Genomic DNA, 14,172 nt, shown 5'->3' on the forward strand with positions numbered 1-14,172 from the left:
CTGAAAGTGATCGGTTTTTTCCGTAGAGTTTTCGAAAGGAGGGGTGGCCTTCCTCGACCCTTGGACTGAGGGGAAGCGCCACATACCAGATGACAAACCAGCACGAGAGCTTCCCCGACCTGATGCAGGAAGACTCCTTCGAAGTCGTCATGCGCGGCTACAGCCGTCGTCAGGTACACGACTACATGATCCGCTCACGCAATCAGATCAGGGACCTGGAGGAGCGGCTGGCGCGCGCGATCGACCAGGCCGAGCAGGGCCGCATCGAGCTGGCCGAGGCCAGGCGCCGCATGGTCGAGGCTCCCCAGAGCTACGACGACCTCAGCCCGAGGCTGGCGCAGATTCTCAGGCTGGGCGAGGAGGAGGCGGCCGCCAAGCGTGAGGACGCGGAGTCCGAGGCCGCCAGGCTCCGCGAGACGGCCTCCGCGGAGGCCGAGCGCATGGTCACCTCCGCGCGTGAGACCGCCGACAACATCCTCACCAGCGCGCAGGCCGAGGCGGAGCGCCGCGTGGGCGAGGCGACGGGCGCGGCCGAGCGCATGCTGGCCCAGGCCGGTGCGGACGCCGAGGAGACGCTCACCACCGCCAGGGCGGAGGCCGACGAGACCCTGCGCGCGGCGAGGGCCGAGTCCGACAGGTTGCTCACCACCGCCAGGGCGGAGGCGGAGCAGACCGTCGACAACGCCCGCGCGGAGGCGGAGGCCACGCTCTCCAACGCGCGGGCCGAGGCGCAGTCGGCGCTCGAGGCGGCGCAGCAGCGGGTCACCTCGCTGGACGAGCACGCGGGAAGGCGGGTCACCTACCTGACCGACACGCACGGCGAGGTCGTGCGCAGGCTCAACGAGATCAGCTCGGTGCTGGGCGACCTCATGCGCAGGGAGAACTCCTCGGGCCCGCTGGTCGTCGCCGAGCCCGCGGTGGAGGAGGTCGAGGAGGTGCGGATGATCATCGAGGAGGAGCCCGCCGAGCCCGTCGAGCCCACCGAGCCGGCCCCGCCCGCCGACGACCACGTCTCCGAGGACACCGACGTCAACCTGGGCACGCTGGCCCACAAGTAACCTTCAGCGTCCGTACGGCAGGCCCGCCGGTTCACCGTGATCCGGCGGGCTGCCCGGCTCCTGCCTCGACGAGCGCGTCCCCCGCGGTCGTCCGGTAGTAGAGCACCGAACGGCCCGCGCGGCGGCGCCGTACGAGGTGGGCGTCGAGCAGGATCCTGAGGTGGCGGCCCACCGAGCCCAGCCCCTGGCCGGTCAGCGCCACCAGCTGCGTCGTGCTCTTCGGGGTGTCGAGCAGGACGAGCACCCTGGCGCGGCCCGCTCCGATCAACGCCCCCAGCGCCTGGGGAACAGGGCTGGTGTTCGCCTCGGCCAGGACGCCCGAGCAGGCGTACACCACGGCGTACCGGCTCGGCAGGCTCCACGCGATCCAACCCTGCCTCGGTGTGAGCGGGGTGACGGGGACGAACAGCAGGCGAGCGCCCGAGATCTCCCTTGGCGGGTAGTCCAGGGCGTTGATCCGCAGCCTGCCGTCCCCGAGCCAGCGCATCCCCGGCCGCAGGCCGTCCAGCGCCGTGGCCCAGCCGCCCTGCGTGAGAAGGCTGGTCCTGGCGACGATGTCGGCGTGCAGGACGCGCCTGCGCTGCGGCCACGACGGCAGCACGGTCTCGCTCCACACCCACTCCAGCAGGTCCGCCGCGCGCTCGGGCAGGTCGGAGCGGTGCAACTCGGCCGGTACCGGGCCGCTCGCCGACAGCGCCAGGTCCGAGACGGCGTTCCGCGGCGGGGTGGCGCGGATCCTCGCCAGCTCGTCGGCGAAGGAGGGCTCGTCCTCGCCTGTCGGGGCGGGGGTCAGGAAGTCGGCGGTCCATGTGCGGCCGAGCGCGGCCCTGAGGAGCAGGGCGGTGATCTGGTCGGCCGCCAGTCGCCTCCTGTAGGCGGGCAGATGGGCGTCGAGCCATGCGCGCTGGCCCGGGTGCCCCGCGAGCCCCGCCTGCAGGGCGAACAGGGCCGCGGTCGTCTCGGCCAGGGGAGAGAGCGCGAACCTGCCTTCGGCCATGGTGTCGGCGTTGACCTGCCACCAGCCCACGACAGCCCTCCTTTCGCGCCGGTGCGAAACTCTAACGTTCCCTCGCGGCGGCTCATGAGACTTCCCGCCATGCGGACCTATCGGGAACTGTTCGGAACGCCGGAGTTCACGCCGTTCTTCCTCACCGCCTCGACGCAGGTGGCGGCCTCGACGGCCGGCGGGCTCGCGCTCGGCACGCTCGTGTACGCGGCCACGGGATCGCCGCTGCTGTCCGCGCTCAGCATGTTCGGCGCCTCTCTGGCTCAGGTGGCGGGGGCGGCGGTGCTCCTGTCGGCCGCCGACAGGCTGCCTCCGCGTCTCGCGCTGACAGGTATCGCGCTGGTGTCGGGCCTCGGCACGGCGGCGCAGGCGCTGCCGGGGCTGCCACTGTGGGCGATCTTCGTCATCCTGCTGGCCCTGGGCATGGTCGGCTCGCTCGGCGGCGGGGTACGGCTCGGCCTCCTGGACGAGATCCTCCCCGAGAACGGCTACGTGCTGGGCCGCTCGGTGCTCAACATGTCGACGGGCGCGATGCAGATCTGCGGGTTCGCGCTCGGCGGGGTGCTGCTGACCGTGTTGTCGCCTCGCGGCACGCTCGTGGCGGCGGCGGGCCTCTACCTGGTCGCGGCGTGCCTGGCCAGGTTCGGGCTCAGCGGGCGGCCTGCCCGGGCGGAAGGGCGGCCTTCGGTGGCCGAGACCTGGCGGGCCAACGGGCGGCTGTGGTCGTCGCCGCCGCGCAGGCACGTCTACCTGGCGATGTGGGTGCCCAACGGGCTGATCGTCGGGTGCGAGTCGCTGTTCGTCGCCTACGACCCGCGGCACGCGGGGCTGCTGTTCGCCTTCGCCGCCTTCGGGATGCTGGTGGGCGACGCGGCGATCGGCAGGCTGGTGCCGCACCGGTGGAGGGGGCGGCTCGGCGCGCCGCTCAGGCTGCTGCTCGCCGTCCCCTATCTGGTTCTGGTGCTGGAACCGGGGCTGCCTGTCGCGCTGGCCGTGGTCACGCTGGCGTCGGTCGGCTACTCGGCGGGCCTGCTGCTGCAGGAGCGGCTGGTGGCGCTCACTCCCGCGCAGGCCCGCGGCCAGGCGCTCGGGCTGGGGTCGTCGGGGGTGCTCACCCTGCAGGGCGTGAGCGCGGCGCTCGCCGGCGCCGTCGCCCAGTACACCTCGGCGGGGACGGCGATGGCGGTGATGGCGACGGCCTCCGTCGCGGTGACGCTCGTCCTGGCGCCTGGGCTGCGTCACTCCCCCGAGGAGGGGGCGCCGCGACGTTCAGGGCGGAAGCCCCCGCCCCCGATAGGGTCGGAGACTTCCGCGCCTGGGGGCCCGGTGCCGGAGCCGCCGAGACGCTGAACCCGGCACCGGGCTGCTCTTGGCCTCACCGGAGGCCGGACGCGTGCCGTGGATCCCCCGCCTAGAACGATCCACAGCACGCGCGTCAAGGGGCGGGCCCAGGCCGCCGCTCCTCGTCATTCACTTCTTCGTGGAGGTGGCCGGGACCGGCGAACCCGGTTCGCCGCTCCTGGTCTCTCAGCTGTTCGCGAAGCCCCTCCGGGTCGTCGGCGTCTATGGTCATCGCGCATCCGGCGTCACGCTGCTCGGCGCTGAGCGGGTGGTGCCGCGTGGCCCACCAGCGGCCCGCGTCGCTCCGCCAGATGGTCCAGTGGGGGTACTCCCGGGCGATCTCGGCTAGATGCCGGTCAAAGGACATCTGGTCACCCTTCCCGGGGTCCCCACTCGTGCTTGCCTCTCTCTAGACGGTGCGTCACATCTCTAGAGAAATCAATGATCGCAAGGGACAGGTCAACCTATCGCTTGACATTTCGGCTTGACCTAAGCGTCGAAGTCGTATTGGAGTACGTAGGACGCGGAGTCGAGCACCATCTCGTTGTATTCGACGGGCAGGCCGCCGGTCGTGTAGGCGGTCCTGGAGATCGCTATCACCGGGGTGCCCGCGGGCAGTTCGAGCAGCCGGGCCTCGGCAGGGTGCGGCATGCGGGCGCGCACTTCCTCGGTGAAGTGCGCCGGCGGCAGGCCGAGGTCCCGCAACCGCGCGTAGACCCCGCCGGGACCCGTGTCCTGCAGCGTGATCGCGCTGCCTTCCACCAGGTCGGCGGGAAAGTAGGAGGTGGCCAACTGGACAGGTCTCGTGTCCACCGAGTAGCGGCGGCGTCTGATCCACACGTCGGTGCTGTCGAGGACGCTCGCGGTCGCCTCGCTCGCCTGCTCGCGAACGACCGCCACCTCGTCCACGGTGAAGGGACGGCCGCGCGTGTCGGCGTCCCAGATAGCCCGTCCCTGGCCCCATTGCTCCCTGGACAGGCGTCGCGATCCGTGCCTGCGGATCGGCTTGAACTGTCGCACATAAACCCCCGAACCTCTTTTCGGCACCGCCAGCCCTTCGTTGATCAGCACGGCCAGCGCCTGGCGGGCGGTGGCTCGAGCGATTGCGTGTTCTGCCATGAGCGCGTTCTCGCCCGGTAGTCGGTCCCCGTCGCGCAGCTCGCCGGACAGGATCCTGGCGCGCAGGCCGTCGGCGATGCGGCGATAGATAGGGGGCTCGTGGGGTACCGGGGAGGATTCAGACACGTTTGATCACCCTCTGTCACCAACCGGGTTTGGCGTCTCCAGAGAACTTGCCCCGCCTTGTCCACGATCGCACAGATACGCAGGTTGGTCCCGTGCTTCTTTTGAGTGGATCGTGCCCGTGTGGTGATCCGCGCGAGTTTTCGCAGGCCGTTACTGTGGAACGGTCCTGGCCGCTATAGGGACCTCCACCAGCGGCGAGTAACCAAAGCGGCCAAGACCGCTCCCGCGGTGTTGATCAGCACGTCGTCGATCGAGGAGTGGCGGCCGAGGCGCAGGCCGTACTGCAGCAGCTCGACGGTCAGCGAGGCGGACGCGGCCACGGCCGCCACCCGCGTGAGTCCGGCGAACAGGGCAGAGCGGACGGGAAGCAGCGCGCCCAGGCAGGCGAACACCAGGAGGTTGCCTCCGACCTGCACGAACACTGTCGCCGGCGCGGCGGAGGCGAGCGCGGCCAGGTCGCTGAACGGGACGAGACTGACACCGCTCTGACCGTCGAAGGGCGTGAGGATCATCCAGATCCAGGGGGCCGTGCCTGCGACGATGCCCACGTCGGCCACCGCCGTGCGCGTGGGCGCGGGATGTCCGCGGTGCCGGCGGGTCCGGGCGAGTGTCAGGGCGGCCAGGACGGCCAGCGGCACCCCCAAAAGCCCAGCAATGACGATATTTCCCCACAATTCCCAGGTTTGGCCCACCGGACCATAATGCGGGTTGAGGGAAACGCAATACTGTCCGAAAGGACAGCCAAATCTCGGGGCCCATGGGACAAGTCAGATGGACCGGGTCAGCGCCCGCGACACCCCCAGGGCCGCGGTCTTCACCGCGGGTGCCAGCCGGGTCGGGTGGAAGCGGGCCAGCGGCACCGACACCGAGAGCGCGGCGACCACGGCCCCTCCGCTGAAGACCGGAGCGGCGATGCACGCCCCTCCGCGCTGCGCCTCCTCCCGCTCGTAGGCCAGCCCCGCCGCCTGCACCTGGCCGATGACCTCCTCCAGGCGCTTGGGATCCACGATCGAGTGCGGGGTCAGCCTGCGCAGCGGCCGCGAGAGCACCTCCTCGATGAACTCGGGCCCCGAGTAGGCCAGCAGCGCCTTGCCCACCCCCGTGCAGGTGAGCGGCAGCCGCCCGCCCACCCGCGAGGGCAGCGAGAACGACTCGTGGCCGCGGATCTTCTCGACGTAGACCACGTCGAGCCCGTCGCGCACGCCCAGGTGGATCGTCTCCCTGGTGGCCTCGTAGAGATCGTGCATGAACGGCAGCGCGGCATGGCGCAGGTCGCGTTCGAGAGGGACGATGCTACCTAGCTCGAACAGCCGGCGGCCGAGGTAGTAGCCGTTCTCCTTGCGCGCGACCGCGCCGATCTCGGTCAGCTCGTTGAGCAGCCGGAAGGCGGTGGTCTTGGGGAGATGGCAGTGCTGGGCGACGTCCATGAGCCTGAGCGGCCCGCCGGTGGGACGGAACGCGTCCAGCACCAGCCACGACTTCTCCAGCATCGACAGACGATCGGGGTTCCGTGTCACGGAACGCATTCTTGTCCCCGACCGCCGGGAAGTTCTATACCCCTTGGTGGAGGAATGATGTCATTTGAGCAGGTAGCCCACTTCATCGGTGGCTCATGGGTGGCCGAGGGCGAGCCCTTCCCGTCCTATGACCCGGTGACAGGTCAGGTCAACAGGCAGGTCCACGAGGCGGACTCGGCCGTCGTGGACGAAGCCGTGCGCGCCGCGAGGCAGGCGGCGCCAGGGTGGGCCGCCCTGCCCGTCGCCGAGCGGGCCGCATGGATGCGCCGCCTGGCCGAAGGGATCGAGGCCCGCTTCGACGATCTGGTCGCCGCCGAGATCGCCGACACCGGCAAGCCCCTTGAGCAGACCCGCACCCTCGACATCCCGCGCGGCGCGGCCAACTTCCGCGCCTTCGCCGAGATCGCCGCCCAGCGTCCCTCCGAGGCCTTCCACCTGACGGACGTGCTCAGCTACACCGTGCGCAGGCCGCTCGGCGTGGTCGCGGTCGTCGTCCCGTGGAACCTGCCGTTCCTGCTGATGACGTGGAAGCTCGGGCCCGCGCTGGTCGCGGGCAACACCGTCGTGGTCAAGCCGTCGGAGAACACCCCAGGCTCGGCCGCCCTGTTCGCCCAGGTCTGCGCCGACGCCGGCCTGCCGCCCGGGGTGGTCAACGTGATCCACGGGTACGGCACGACGGGCCAGCTCCTGGTCTCGCACGAGGGGGTCGACGGCGTGACCTTCACGGGCTCCACCCGCACCGGATCGTCGATCATGAAGTCGGTGGCCGACAGGGTCAAGCCGATCTCCTTCGAGCTGGGCGGCAAGAACGCCGGCCTGGTCTTCGCCGACGCCGACCTGGACAGGGCGGTCGAGGGCAGCGTGAGGTCGGTGTTCACCAACGGCGGCCAGGTGTGCCTGTGCACCGAGCGGCTCTACGTCGAGCGCCCGATCTTCGAGGAGTTCTGCGCCAGGCTGGCCGAGAGGGCGGCGTCGGTGACCCCGCAGCCGATGATCTCCGCCGAGCACAGGGAGAAGGTCCTGTCCTTCTACGCGCTCGCCCGCGACGAGGGCGCGAAGTTCCTGACCGGCGGGGGCGCGCCCGAGGGGCCCGGATACTTCGTGGAACCCACCGTGGTGACCGGGCTGCCGGAGAGCTCGCGCTTCAACAGGGAGGAGATCTTCGGACCTGTCTGCCACGTGAGCCCCTTCGACACCGAGGGGGAGGCGGTCGCGCTGGCCAACGACTCCGACTACGGCCTGGCCGCCACCCTGTGGACCACGAGCCTCGACAGGGCCCACCGCGTCGCCCAGCGCCTCGAGGCGGGGCTCGTCTGGGTCAACACCTGGTACCTGCGCGACCTGCGGACCCCGTTCGGCGGCGTCAAGCTGTCCGGCATCGGCCGCGAGGGCGGCACGCAGTCGCTCGACTTCTACTCTGAGCCCACCACGATCACGATCAAGCTGGAGTCTTCCGATGAATGACGAGTGGTCCGAGGCCGTCGACGTGCGCACCCAGGCGGCCGACCGGCTGCTCGAGGCGGTGCGCTCGGGCAAGCCGTGCGCGCCCGTCAGGGACCTGGTCGCGACAGCCGGGGAGGGCTACGCCGTACAGGAGATCAACACCCGCAGGGCGCTGGAGGAGGGACGCAGGCTGGTCGGGCGCAAGATCGGCCTGACGAACCTCGCCGTGCAGAAGCAGCTGGGCGTGGACTCTCCCGACTTCGGCATGCTCTTCGCCGACATGGCCTACCTGGACGGGCTGCCGGTGCCGTACGAGAGGTTCCTGCAGCCGAGGGCGGAGGCGGAGGTCGCGCTGGTGCTCGGCCGCGACCTGGTCGGCGGGCCCTTCACGGTCGCCGAGGTGATCAGGGCCGTGGACTTCGCGCTGCCCGCGATCGAGATCGTCGACTCGCGCGTCGCCGACTGGGACATCACGCTGGCCGACACCATCGCCGACAACGCCTCCAGCGGGGCCTTCGTGCTCGGCAACACGCCCGTGGGGCTGCGCGGGCTCGACCTGCGGCTGGCGGGCATGACGATGACCAGGCGCGGACAGGAGGTCTCCACGGGCGCGGGCGCGGCCTGCATGGGGCACCCGCTCAACGCCGCCGTCTGGCTGGCCGACACCCTGGGCGCGGGTGAGCACCCCCTGCGCGCCGGTGACGTCGTGCTGACGGGGGCGCTGGGCCCCGTCGTGCCGGTGGAGGCGGGCGACGCCTTCGAGGCGGTCATCGACGGGCTCGGCTCGGTGCGGGCGGTGTTCGCGTGAAGATCGCGATCATCGGATCGGGCAACATCGGGACCGACCTGATGTTCAAGGCCCTGCTGTCGAAGAAGGTCGAGGTCGTGGCGATGGCGGGGATCGACCCCGACTCGGACGGCCTGGCGAGGGCGCGGCGCAGAGGGCTGGAGACCACCTCCTCGGGGGTGGAAGGACTGGTGTCGCTGCCCTCGTTCGCCTCGGTCGACGTGGTGCTCGACGCCACCTCGGCGGGGGCGCACGCGCGCAACGCCGAGGCCGTCCAGGCGCACGGCAAGCGGGTCATCGACCTCACGCCCGCCGCGCTCGGCCCCTACGTGGTGCCGTCGGTCAACCTCGAGGAGCACCTGGACGCGCCCAACCTCAACATGGTGACGTGCGGAGGGCAGGCGACGATCCCCATCGTGGCGGCGGTGTCGTCGGCGGCTCCCGTGCTGTACGCCGAGATCGTGGCCTCCATCGCGTCCAGGTCGGCGGGTCCGGGGACCCGCGCCAACATCGACGAGTTCACCACGACCACGGCCAGGGCGCTGGAGCGGGTGGGCGGCGCGGGACGAGGGAAGGCGATCATCGTGCTGAACCCGGCGGAGCCGCCGCTGATCATGCGGGACACCGTCTACTGCCTGGTGGAGTCGTGCTCGGAGGCCGAGGTGGTCGCCTCGGTCGAGGCGATGGTGGCCTCGGTGCAGGAGTACGTGCCTGGCTACCGGCTCAAGCAGGAGGTGCAGTTCACCAAGGTGGGCGACGACGAGCCGGTGCGGACGCTCGCGCCAGGAGCGAGAGGCGGGGTGAAGGTGAGCGTGTTCCTGGAGGTGGAGGGGGCCGCGCACTACCTGCCCGCCTACGCGGGCAACCTGGACATCATGACGGCCGCCGCGCTGCGGACCGCCGAGCGGCTTGCGGAGGTCGGGGCATGAGGGTCTACGTCCAGGACGTGACGCTGCGGGACGGCATGCACGCCATCCGGCACCGCTACAGCACCGCCCAGGCCGTCTCCATCGCCAAGGCGCTGGACGAGGCGGGCGTGGCCGCGATCGAGGTGGCGCACGGCGACGGCCTGGCCGGAGGGAGCTTCAACTACGGCCCCGGCGCCCACACCGACGAGGAGTGGATCGAGGCCGTCGCCGGAGCCGTACGGCGGGCCAGGCTCACCACTCTGCTGCTGCCCGGCATCGGCACCATCGAGGACCTCAGGAGGGCCCACGCGCTGGGCGTCACCTCGGTGCGGATCGCCACGCACTGCACCGAGGCCGACATCTCCGCCCAGCACATCTCCACCGCCCGCGAGCTGGGCATGGACGTCGCCGGGTTCCTGATGATGGCGCACATGGCCCCGCCCGAGGTTCTCGCCGAGCAGGCGAAACTCATGGAGTCGTACGGCGCGCACTGCGTCTACGTGACCGACTCGGGCGGCGGTCTCACCATGGACGGCGTCCGCGACCGGATCAGGGCCTACCGCGACGCGCTCAGGCCGGAGACCGAGATCGGCATCCACGCCCACCACAACCTGAGCCTGGGCGTGGCCAACTCGGTGGTGGCGGTGGAGAACGGCTGCACCAGGGTGGACGCCTCGCTGGCCGGCATGGGGGCGGGCGCGGGCAACGCGCCGCTCGAGGTGTTCGCGGCCGTGGCCGACCTCATGGGCTGGGAGCACGGCTGCGACCTCTACGCGCTGATGGACGCGGCCGACGATCTGGTCAGGCCGCTGCAGGACCGTCCCGTGCGGGTGGACAGGGAGACGCTGACGCTCGGCTACGCGGGCGTCTACTCCAGCTTCCTGCGCCACGCCGAGGCCGCGTCGGAGAGGTACGGCGTGGACACGCGCGCCATCCTCGCCGAGGCGGGCCGCCGCCGTATGGTCGGCGGGCAGGAGGACATGATCGTCGATATCGCATTGGACCTGACCAAATGAAGCTCGCCCAGGCGCTGCACGAGGCCGCGCTCAGCAGGACGCCGATTCCACAGCCTGTGGACGACTTCGACGTCGCCACCGCCTACGAGATCCAGGAGGAGCTCCTCACCCTGCGCGGCGAGCCGCTCTCGGGGGTCAAGCTGGGCTTCACCAGCGAGGGCAAACGCCGCCAGATGGGGGTCAACGACCTCATCCTGGGGCGGTTGACGCCGTCGATGGCCGAGATCGACGTGGCGAAGTACATCCACCCGAGGGTCGAGCCCGAGGTGGCCTACCTGGTGGGGCGCAGGATCGAGACGGTCGAGGACGCCCTGAGGCCGGGCGCCGTCGTGGCCGTCGCGGCGGGGCTCGAGGTGATCGACTCGCGCTACGAGAACTTCAGGTTCTCGCTGGAGAGCGTGATCGCCGACAACACCTCGGCCGCGGGCTACGCGATCGGGCCGTGGAAGGCCTACGACCCCGACGACTGGAACCTCGGCGTGCTCTTCGAGATCGACGGGCGTCCCGTGCACGTCGGGTCCACCGGCGCCATCCTGGGCGATCCGCGCAGGGCGGTCGTGGAGGCGGCGCGGCTGGCCGTACAGGTGGGGCTGGCGATCGAGGAGGGCGCCCTCCTGCTGGCGGGCGCGGCCACGCCCGCCGAGCCGCTGCGCGAGGGCGCGCGCGTCCAGGTGGAGATCCAGCGCCTCGGGAAGGTGGTGCTGTGATGCTGGTCGAGGGCATGGCCACACCGAGAGGCAGGTTCCCGCACGTCAAGCAGGCAGGGGACTTCCTCTACGTCTCCGGCACAAGTTCTCGGCGGCCCGACAACACGTTCGCGGGCGTGGAGGCGGACGAGATGGGGACCACCGATCTCGACATCCGCGCGCAGACCAGGGCCGTGATCGAGAACATCGGCGACATCCTGCGAGCCGCGGGAGGGGCGCTCGGCGATCTGGTCCAGATCACCACCTACCTGGTGAACATGAACGACTTCAAGGGCTACAACGAGGTCTACGGCGAGTTCTTCGACGAGACAGGGCCCACCCGCACGACGGTGGCGGTGCACCAGCTGCCGCACCCTCACCTGCTGATCGAGATGCAGGCCGTGGCCTACCTACCAAAGGAGCGATCATGATTCCGCCCATCGACTTCACCAAGTGGATCGACGAGCACTCCCACCTGCTCAAGCCGCCGGTGGGCAACAAGGTGGTCTTCGAGCAGGCCGACGACTTCATCGTGATGGTCGTCGGCGGCCCCAACCAGCGCACCGACTTCCACGTCGACCCCTACGAGGAGCTGTTCTTCCAGATCAAGGGGAACATGCGGCTCAACGTCATGACGCCGGAGGGCCCTGACACCGTCCACATCCGCGAAGGTCAGATGTGGCTGCTGCCGGGCAACATGCCGCACTCCCCGCAGCGCGAGGCCGACTCCGTCGGCCTGGTGATCGAGAGGATCCGCGAGGAGGGCACGCTGGAGCGGTTCCGCTGGTACTGCCAGGAGTGCAACGCCGTGGTGCACGAGGTCGAGCTGCAGGTGCGCGACATCGTCAAGGACCTGCCGCCGGTCTTCGCCGCCTTCTACGCCGACGAGAAGGCGCGCACCTGCGACAACTGCGGGGCTCTGCACCCCGGCAAGGGATAGTCGTTGATCACCGACATCCACACGCACCACGTCCCCAAGGGCTGGCCCGACCTGGGCTGGCCGGGGGCGCCGCGGCTGCGGATCGACTCCGAGCGCGAGGCGATGATCCTCGTGGGCGACAGGGAGTTCAGGAGGGTCCAGGACGACTGCTGGGACCCTGAGGCGCGGGCCAGGACGATGGGCGTGGACAGGCAGGTCGTCTCCCCCACGCCGGTGTTCTTCGCCTACGACCGCCCCGCGGGCGAGGCGGTCCGCGCCGCCCGCGTCTTCAACGACCTCAGTCTTGAGATCTGCGCCGACGAGCGGTTCATCCCGTTCTGCCAGGTGCCGTTGCAGGACCCCGACCTGGCCTGCGAGGAGCTCGACCGCTGCCTCGCCAACGGGCACAGGGGCGTCGAGATCGGCAACCACGTCGGTGACAGGGACCTCGACGACGAGGGCGTGGTGCAGTTCCTCCAGCACTGCGCCGACAGGAACGCGCCCGTCTTCGTCCACCCGTGGGACCTGCCCTCGGGGCCCCGCGTGGACAGATGGATGGCGCAGTGGCTGGTCGGCATGCCCGCCGAGACCCACCTGTCGATCCTCGCGATGATCCTCGGCGGCGTCTTCGACAGGGTCCCCGAGTCGTTGAGGATCTGCTTCGCCCACGGCGGCGGCTCCTTCGCCTTCTGGCTCGGCCGTTTCGAGAACGCCTGGCATCGCAGGAACGACGTCATCGGCACCTCCGAGCACCCGCCTTCGCACTACCTCGACCGCTTCAGCGTCGACTCCGTCGTCTTCGACGAGCGGGCGTTGCGGCTGCTGGTGGACACCATGGGCGAGGACCGCGTGATGCTCGGCTCCGACTTCCCCTATCCGCTGGGCGAGACCCCCGTGGGCGCCGTGGTCAGGGAGGCGGCCTTCCTTTCCGACGAGGCCCGCGCCAGGATCCTGGGAGGGAATGCGGCGATATTTCTGGGAGAACACCGTGAATCGTGATGACTGTCTGGCTCTCGACGCGGCGGATCCGCTGAAGGCGTTCAGGGACGAGTTCGTGCTGCCCGAGGGGGTCGTCTACCTCGTCGGCAACTCCCTGGGCGCGCTGCCCCGCCGTACGTCCGAGAGGGTGCGGCGCGCGGTCGAGCAGGAGTGGGGCCGTGAGCTGGTGGGCGGGTGGAACAGCGCGGGCTGGTACGCCCAGCCGCTCACCACGGGCGACAGGCTCGCCCCGCTGATCGGCGTGGGCCCCGGCTCGGTGGTGGTCGGCAACACCACGTCGATCGCGGTCTACCAGGCGGTGGCGGCGGCGTTGCGGCTGAACCCCTCGAGGAACGTCGTGGTCGCCGACGTGACGAACTTCCCGACCGACAACTACGTCCTCGAGGGCCTCGGCTGCGAGATCCGCGACATCTCCGAGGGTCTTCACGACGACGTGGCGGTGGTGCTGCTGTCGGAGGTGAACTACCGCACGGGCGAGCGCTACGACGTGGCCGAGATGACGGCGAGGGTGCAGGCGGCGGGCGCGCTGATGGTCTGGGACCTCTGCCACAGCGTCGGCGCGCTCGAGATCGACGTCTCGGCGGCCGACTTCGCGCTCGGCTGCACCTACAAGTACCTCAACGGAGGGCCGGGCGCCCCCGCGTTCCTCTACGTGAACCCGCGTCACCACGAGGCCGCGGAGAACGTGCTGTCCGGCTGGTACGCCCACGCCGAGCCGTTCGCCTTCGAGCCGCGCTTCAGGCCAGCCGACGGCATCAGGCGCTTCACGGTCAGCACCCCGCACGTGCTGTCGTTCGCCGCGCTGGAGGCCTCGCTCGACGTATGGGAGCGGGTGGACCTGGCACAGGTGCGCGCCAAGAGCGTCCAGCTGACCTCGCTCTTCGTCGACCTGGTCGGCGACGCGCTGGAGCTGGCCTCGCCCCGCGAGCCCGAGCGCAGGGGCAGCCAGGTCAGCTTCTTCCACCCCGACGGCTACCCGGTGATGAGGGCGCTGATCGACAGGGGGGTGCACGGCGACTTCAGGGCGCCCGACATCCTCCGCTTCGGCTTCGCGCCGCTCTACATCAGGCACGTGGACGTCTACGACGCCGCCCAGACGCTGCTGGAGGTGCTGGACAAGGAGCTGTGGCGCGACGAGAAGTACGCCCAGCGGCTCGCCGTCACCTGAGCGACCCATCGGCCTCCCTCTCAGGAGGGAGGCCGGAGTTCACCGGTACAGGCGATCCGGAGATCCGGTGTTCTCGACA

Annotated in this window: 16 protein-coding genes; 11 read left to right on the forward strand and 5 right to left on the reverse strand. The window is 70.4% G+C overall.

Going from position 1 to position 14,172, the window contains the following annotated elements:
* The first annotated feature begins 89 nt into the window (after positions 1–89).
* On the forward strand, positions 90–1,058 hold the full coding sequence (locus ABFX50_RS19740) for a DivIVA domain-containing protein (protein ID WP_346148310.1): 969 nt from the start codon (positions 90–92) through the stop codon (positions 1,056–1,058).
* Positions 1,059–1,089: 31 nt separating this feature from the next.
* Here ABFX50_RS19740 and ABFX50_RS19745 read toward each other — a convergent pair whose 3' ends face one another.
* On the reverse strand, positions 1,090–2,085 hold the full coding sequence (locus ABFX50_RS19745; RefSeq protein ID WP_346148312.1) for an ArsR/SmtB family transcription factor: 996 nt from the start codon (positions 2,083–2,085) through the stop codon (positions 1,090–1,092).
* Positions 2,086–2,154: 69 nt separating this feature from the next.
* Between ABFX50_RS19745 and ABFX50_RS19750 the strand changes: the two genes are divergently transcribed.
* Positions 2,155–3,414: an MFS transporter gene (locus tag ABFX50_RS19750; protein WP_346148314.1), complete on the forward strand. Its 1,260-nt coding sequence runs from the start codon at positions 2,155–2,157 to the stop codon at positions 3,412–3,414.
* Positions 3,415–3,499: 85 nt separating this feature from the next.
* Here the strand turns inward: ABFX50_RS19750 and ABFX50_RS19755 are convergent, their stop codons facing one another.
* The 4 genes from ABFX50_RS19755 to ABFX50_RS19770 form a co-directional block, all read right to left on the reverse strand.
* On the reverse strand, positions 3,500–3,772 hold the full coding sequence (locus tag ABFX50_RS19755) for a hypothetical protein (protein ID WP_346148316.1): 273 nt from the start codon (positions 3,770–3,772) through the stop codon (positions 3,500–3,502).
* Between the two features lie 122 nt (positions 3,773–3,894).
* Positions 3,895–4,650 (reverse strand): GntR family transcriptional regulator, encoded by a 756-nt coding sequence (locus tag ABFX50_RS19760; RefSeq protein WP_346148318.1) that lies wholly within the window; start codon positions 4,648–4,650, stop codon positions 3,895–3,897.
* 173 nt (positions 4,651–4,823) lie between these two features.
* Positions 4,824–5,288, reverse strand: coding sequence for a VanZ family protein (locus ABFX50_RS19765; RefSeq protein WP_346148320.1), 465 nt, complete (start codon positions 5,286–5,288; stop codon positions 4,824–4,826).
* 129 nt (positions 5,289–5,417) lie between these two features.
* On the reverse strand, positions 5,418–6,176 hold the full coding sequence (locus tag ABFX50_RS19770; RefSeq protein ID WP_221241282.1) for an IclR family transcriptional regulator: 759 nt from the start codon (positions 6,174–6,176) through the stop codon (positions 5,418–5,420).
* Between the two features lie 48 nt (positions 6,177–6,224).
* On the opposite strand from ABFX50_RS19770, the gene ABFX50_RS19775 reads away from it, so the two are divergent.
* Genes ABFX50_RS19775 through ABFX50_RS19815 form a run of 9 tightly spaced genes read left to right on the forward strand, consistent with a single transcriptional unit; the run spans position 6,225 to position 14,093 of the window.
* Entirely contained in the window at positions 6,225–7,631 is a 1,407-nt protein-coding gene (locus ABFX50_RS19775; protein WP_346148323.1) for an aldehyde dehydrogenase family protein, read from the forward strand.
* Positions 7,624–8,418: a 2-keto-4-pentenoate hydratase gene (locus tag ABFX50_RS19780; protein ID WP_346148325.1), complete on the forward strand. Its 795-nt coding sequence runs from the start codon at positions 7,624–7,626 to the stop codon at positions 8,416–8,418. The genes ABFX50_RS19775 and ABFX50_RS19780 overlap by 8 nt, the downstream gene beginning before the upstream one ends.
* A complete protein-coding gene (locus ABFX50_RS19785) occupies positions 8,415–9,326 on the forward strand; it encodes an acetaldehyde dehydrogenase (acetylating) (protein ID WP_346148327.1) in 912 nt (303 codons plus the stop codon). Before ABFX50_RS19780 ends, ABFX50_RS19785 begins: the two co-directional genes overlap by 4 nt.
* Positions 9,323–10,321, forward strand: a complete 999-nt coding sequence (gene dmpG / locus ABFX50_RS19790; protein WP_346148329.1) for a 4-hydroxy-2-oxovalerate aldolase — start codon at positions 9,323–9,325, stop codon at positions 10,319–10,321. The genes ABFX50_RS19785 and dmpG overlap by 4 nt, the downstream gene beginning before the upstream one ends.
* A complete protein-coding gene (locus ABFX50_RS19795; RefSeq protein ID WP_346148331.1) occupies positions 10,318–11,028 on the forward strand; it encodes a 2-keto-4-pentenoate hydratase in 711 nt (236 codons plus the stop codon). The genes dmpG and ABFX50_RS19795 overlap by 4 nt, the downstream gene beginning before the upstream one ends.
* Positions 11,028–11,438, forward strand: a complete 411-nt coding sequence (locus ABFX50_RS19800; RefSeq protein ID WP_346148587.1) for a RidA family protein — start codon at positions 11,028–11,030, stop codon at positions 11,436–11,438. Before ABFX50_RS19795 ends, ABFX50_RS19800 begins: the two co-directional genes overlap by 1 nt.
* Positions 11,435–11,947 carry a 3-hydroxyanthranilate 3,4-dioxygenase gene (locus tag ABFX50_RS19805; protein ID WP_346148333.1) on the forward strand — a complete coding sequence of 171 codons (513 nt, stop codon included), beginning with the start codon at positions 11,435–11,437 and terminating at the stop codon, positions 11,945–11,947. Before ABFX50_RS19800 ends, ABFX50_RS19805 begins: the two co-directional genes overlap by 4 nt.
* A 3-nt stretch (positions 11,948–11,950) precedes the next feature.
* Positions 11,951–12,925, forward strand: coding sequence for an amidohydrolase family protein (locus tag ABFX50_RS19810; protein ID WP_346148335.1), 975 nt, complete (start codon positions 11,951–11,953; stop codon positions 12,923–12,925).
* Complete coding sequence (locus ABFX50_RS19815; protein WP_346148337.1) at positions 12,888–14,093, forward strand: kynureninase; 1,206 nt, start codon at positions 12,888–12,890, stop codon at positions 14,091–14,093. The genes ABFX50_RS19810 and ABFX50_RS19815 overlap by 38 nt, the downstream gene beginning before the upstream one ends.
* Positions 14,094–14,172 lie beyond the last annotated feature (79 nt).

It is taken from the genome of Nonomuraea recticatena, from assembly GCF_039533245.1.
Taxonomy (GTDB): Bacteria; Actinomycetota; Actinomycetes; order Streptosporangiales; family Streptosporangiaceae; genus Nonomuraea; species Nonomuraea roseola.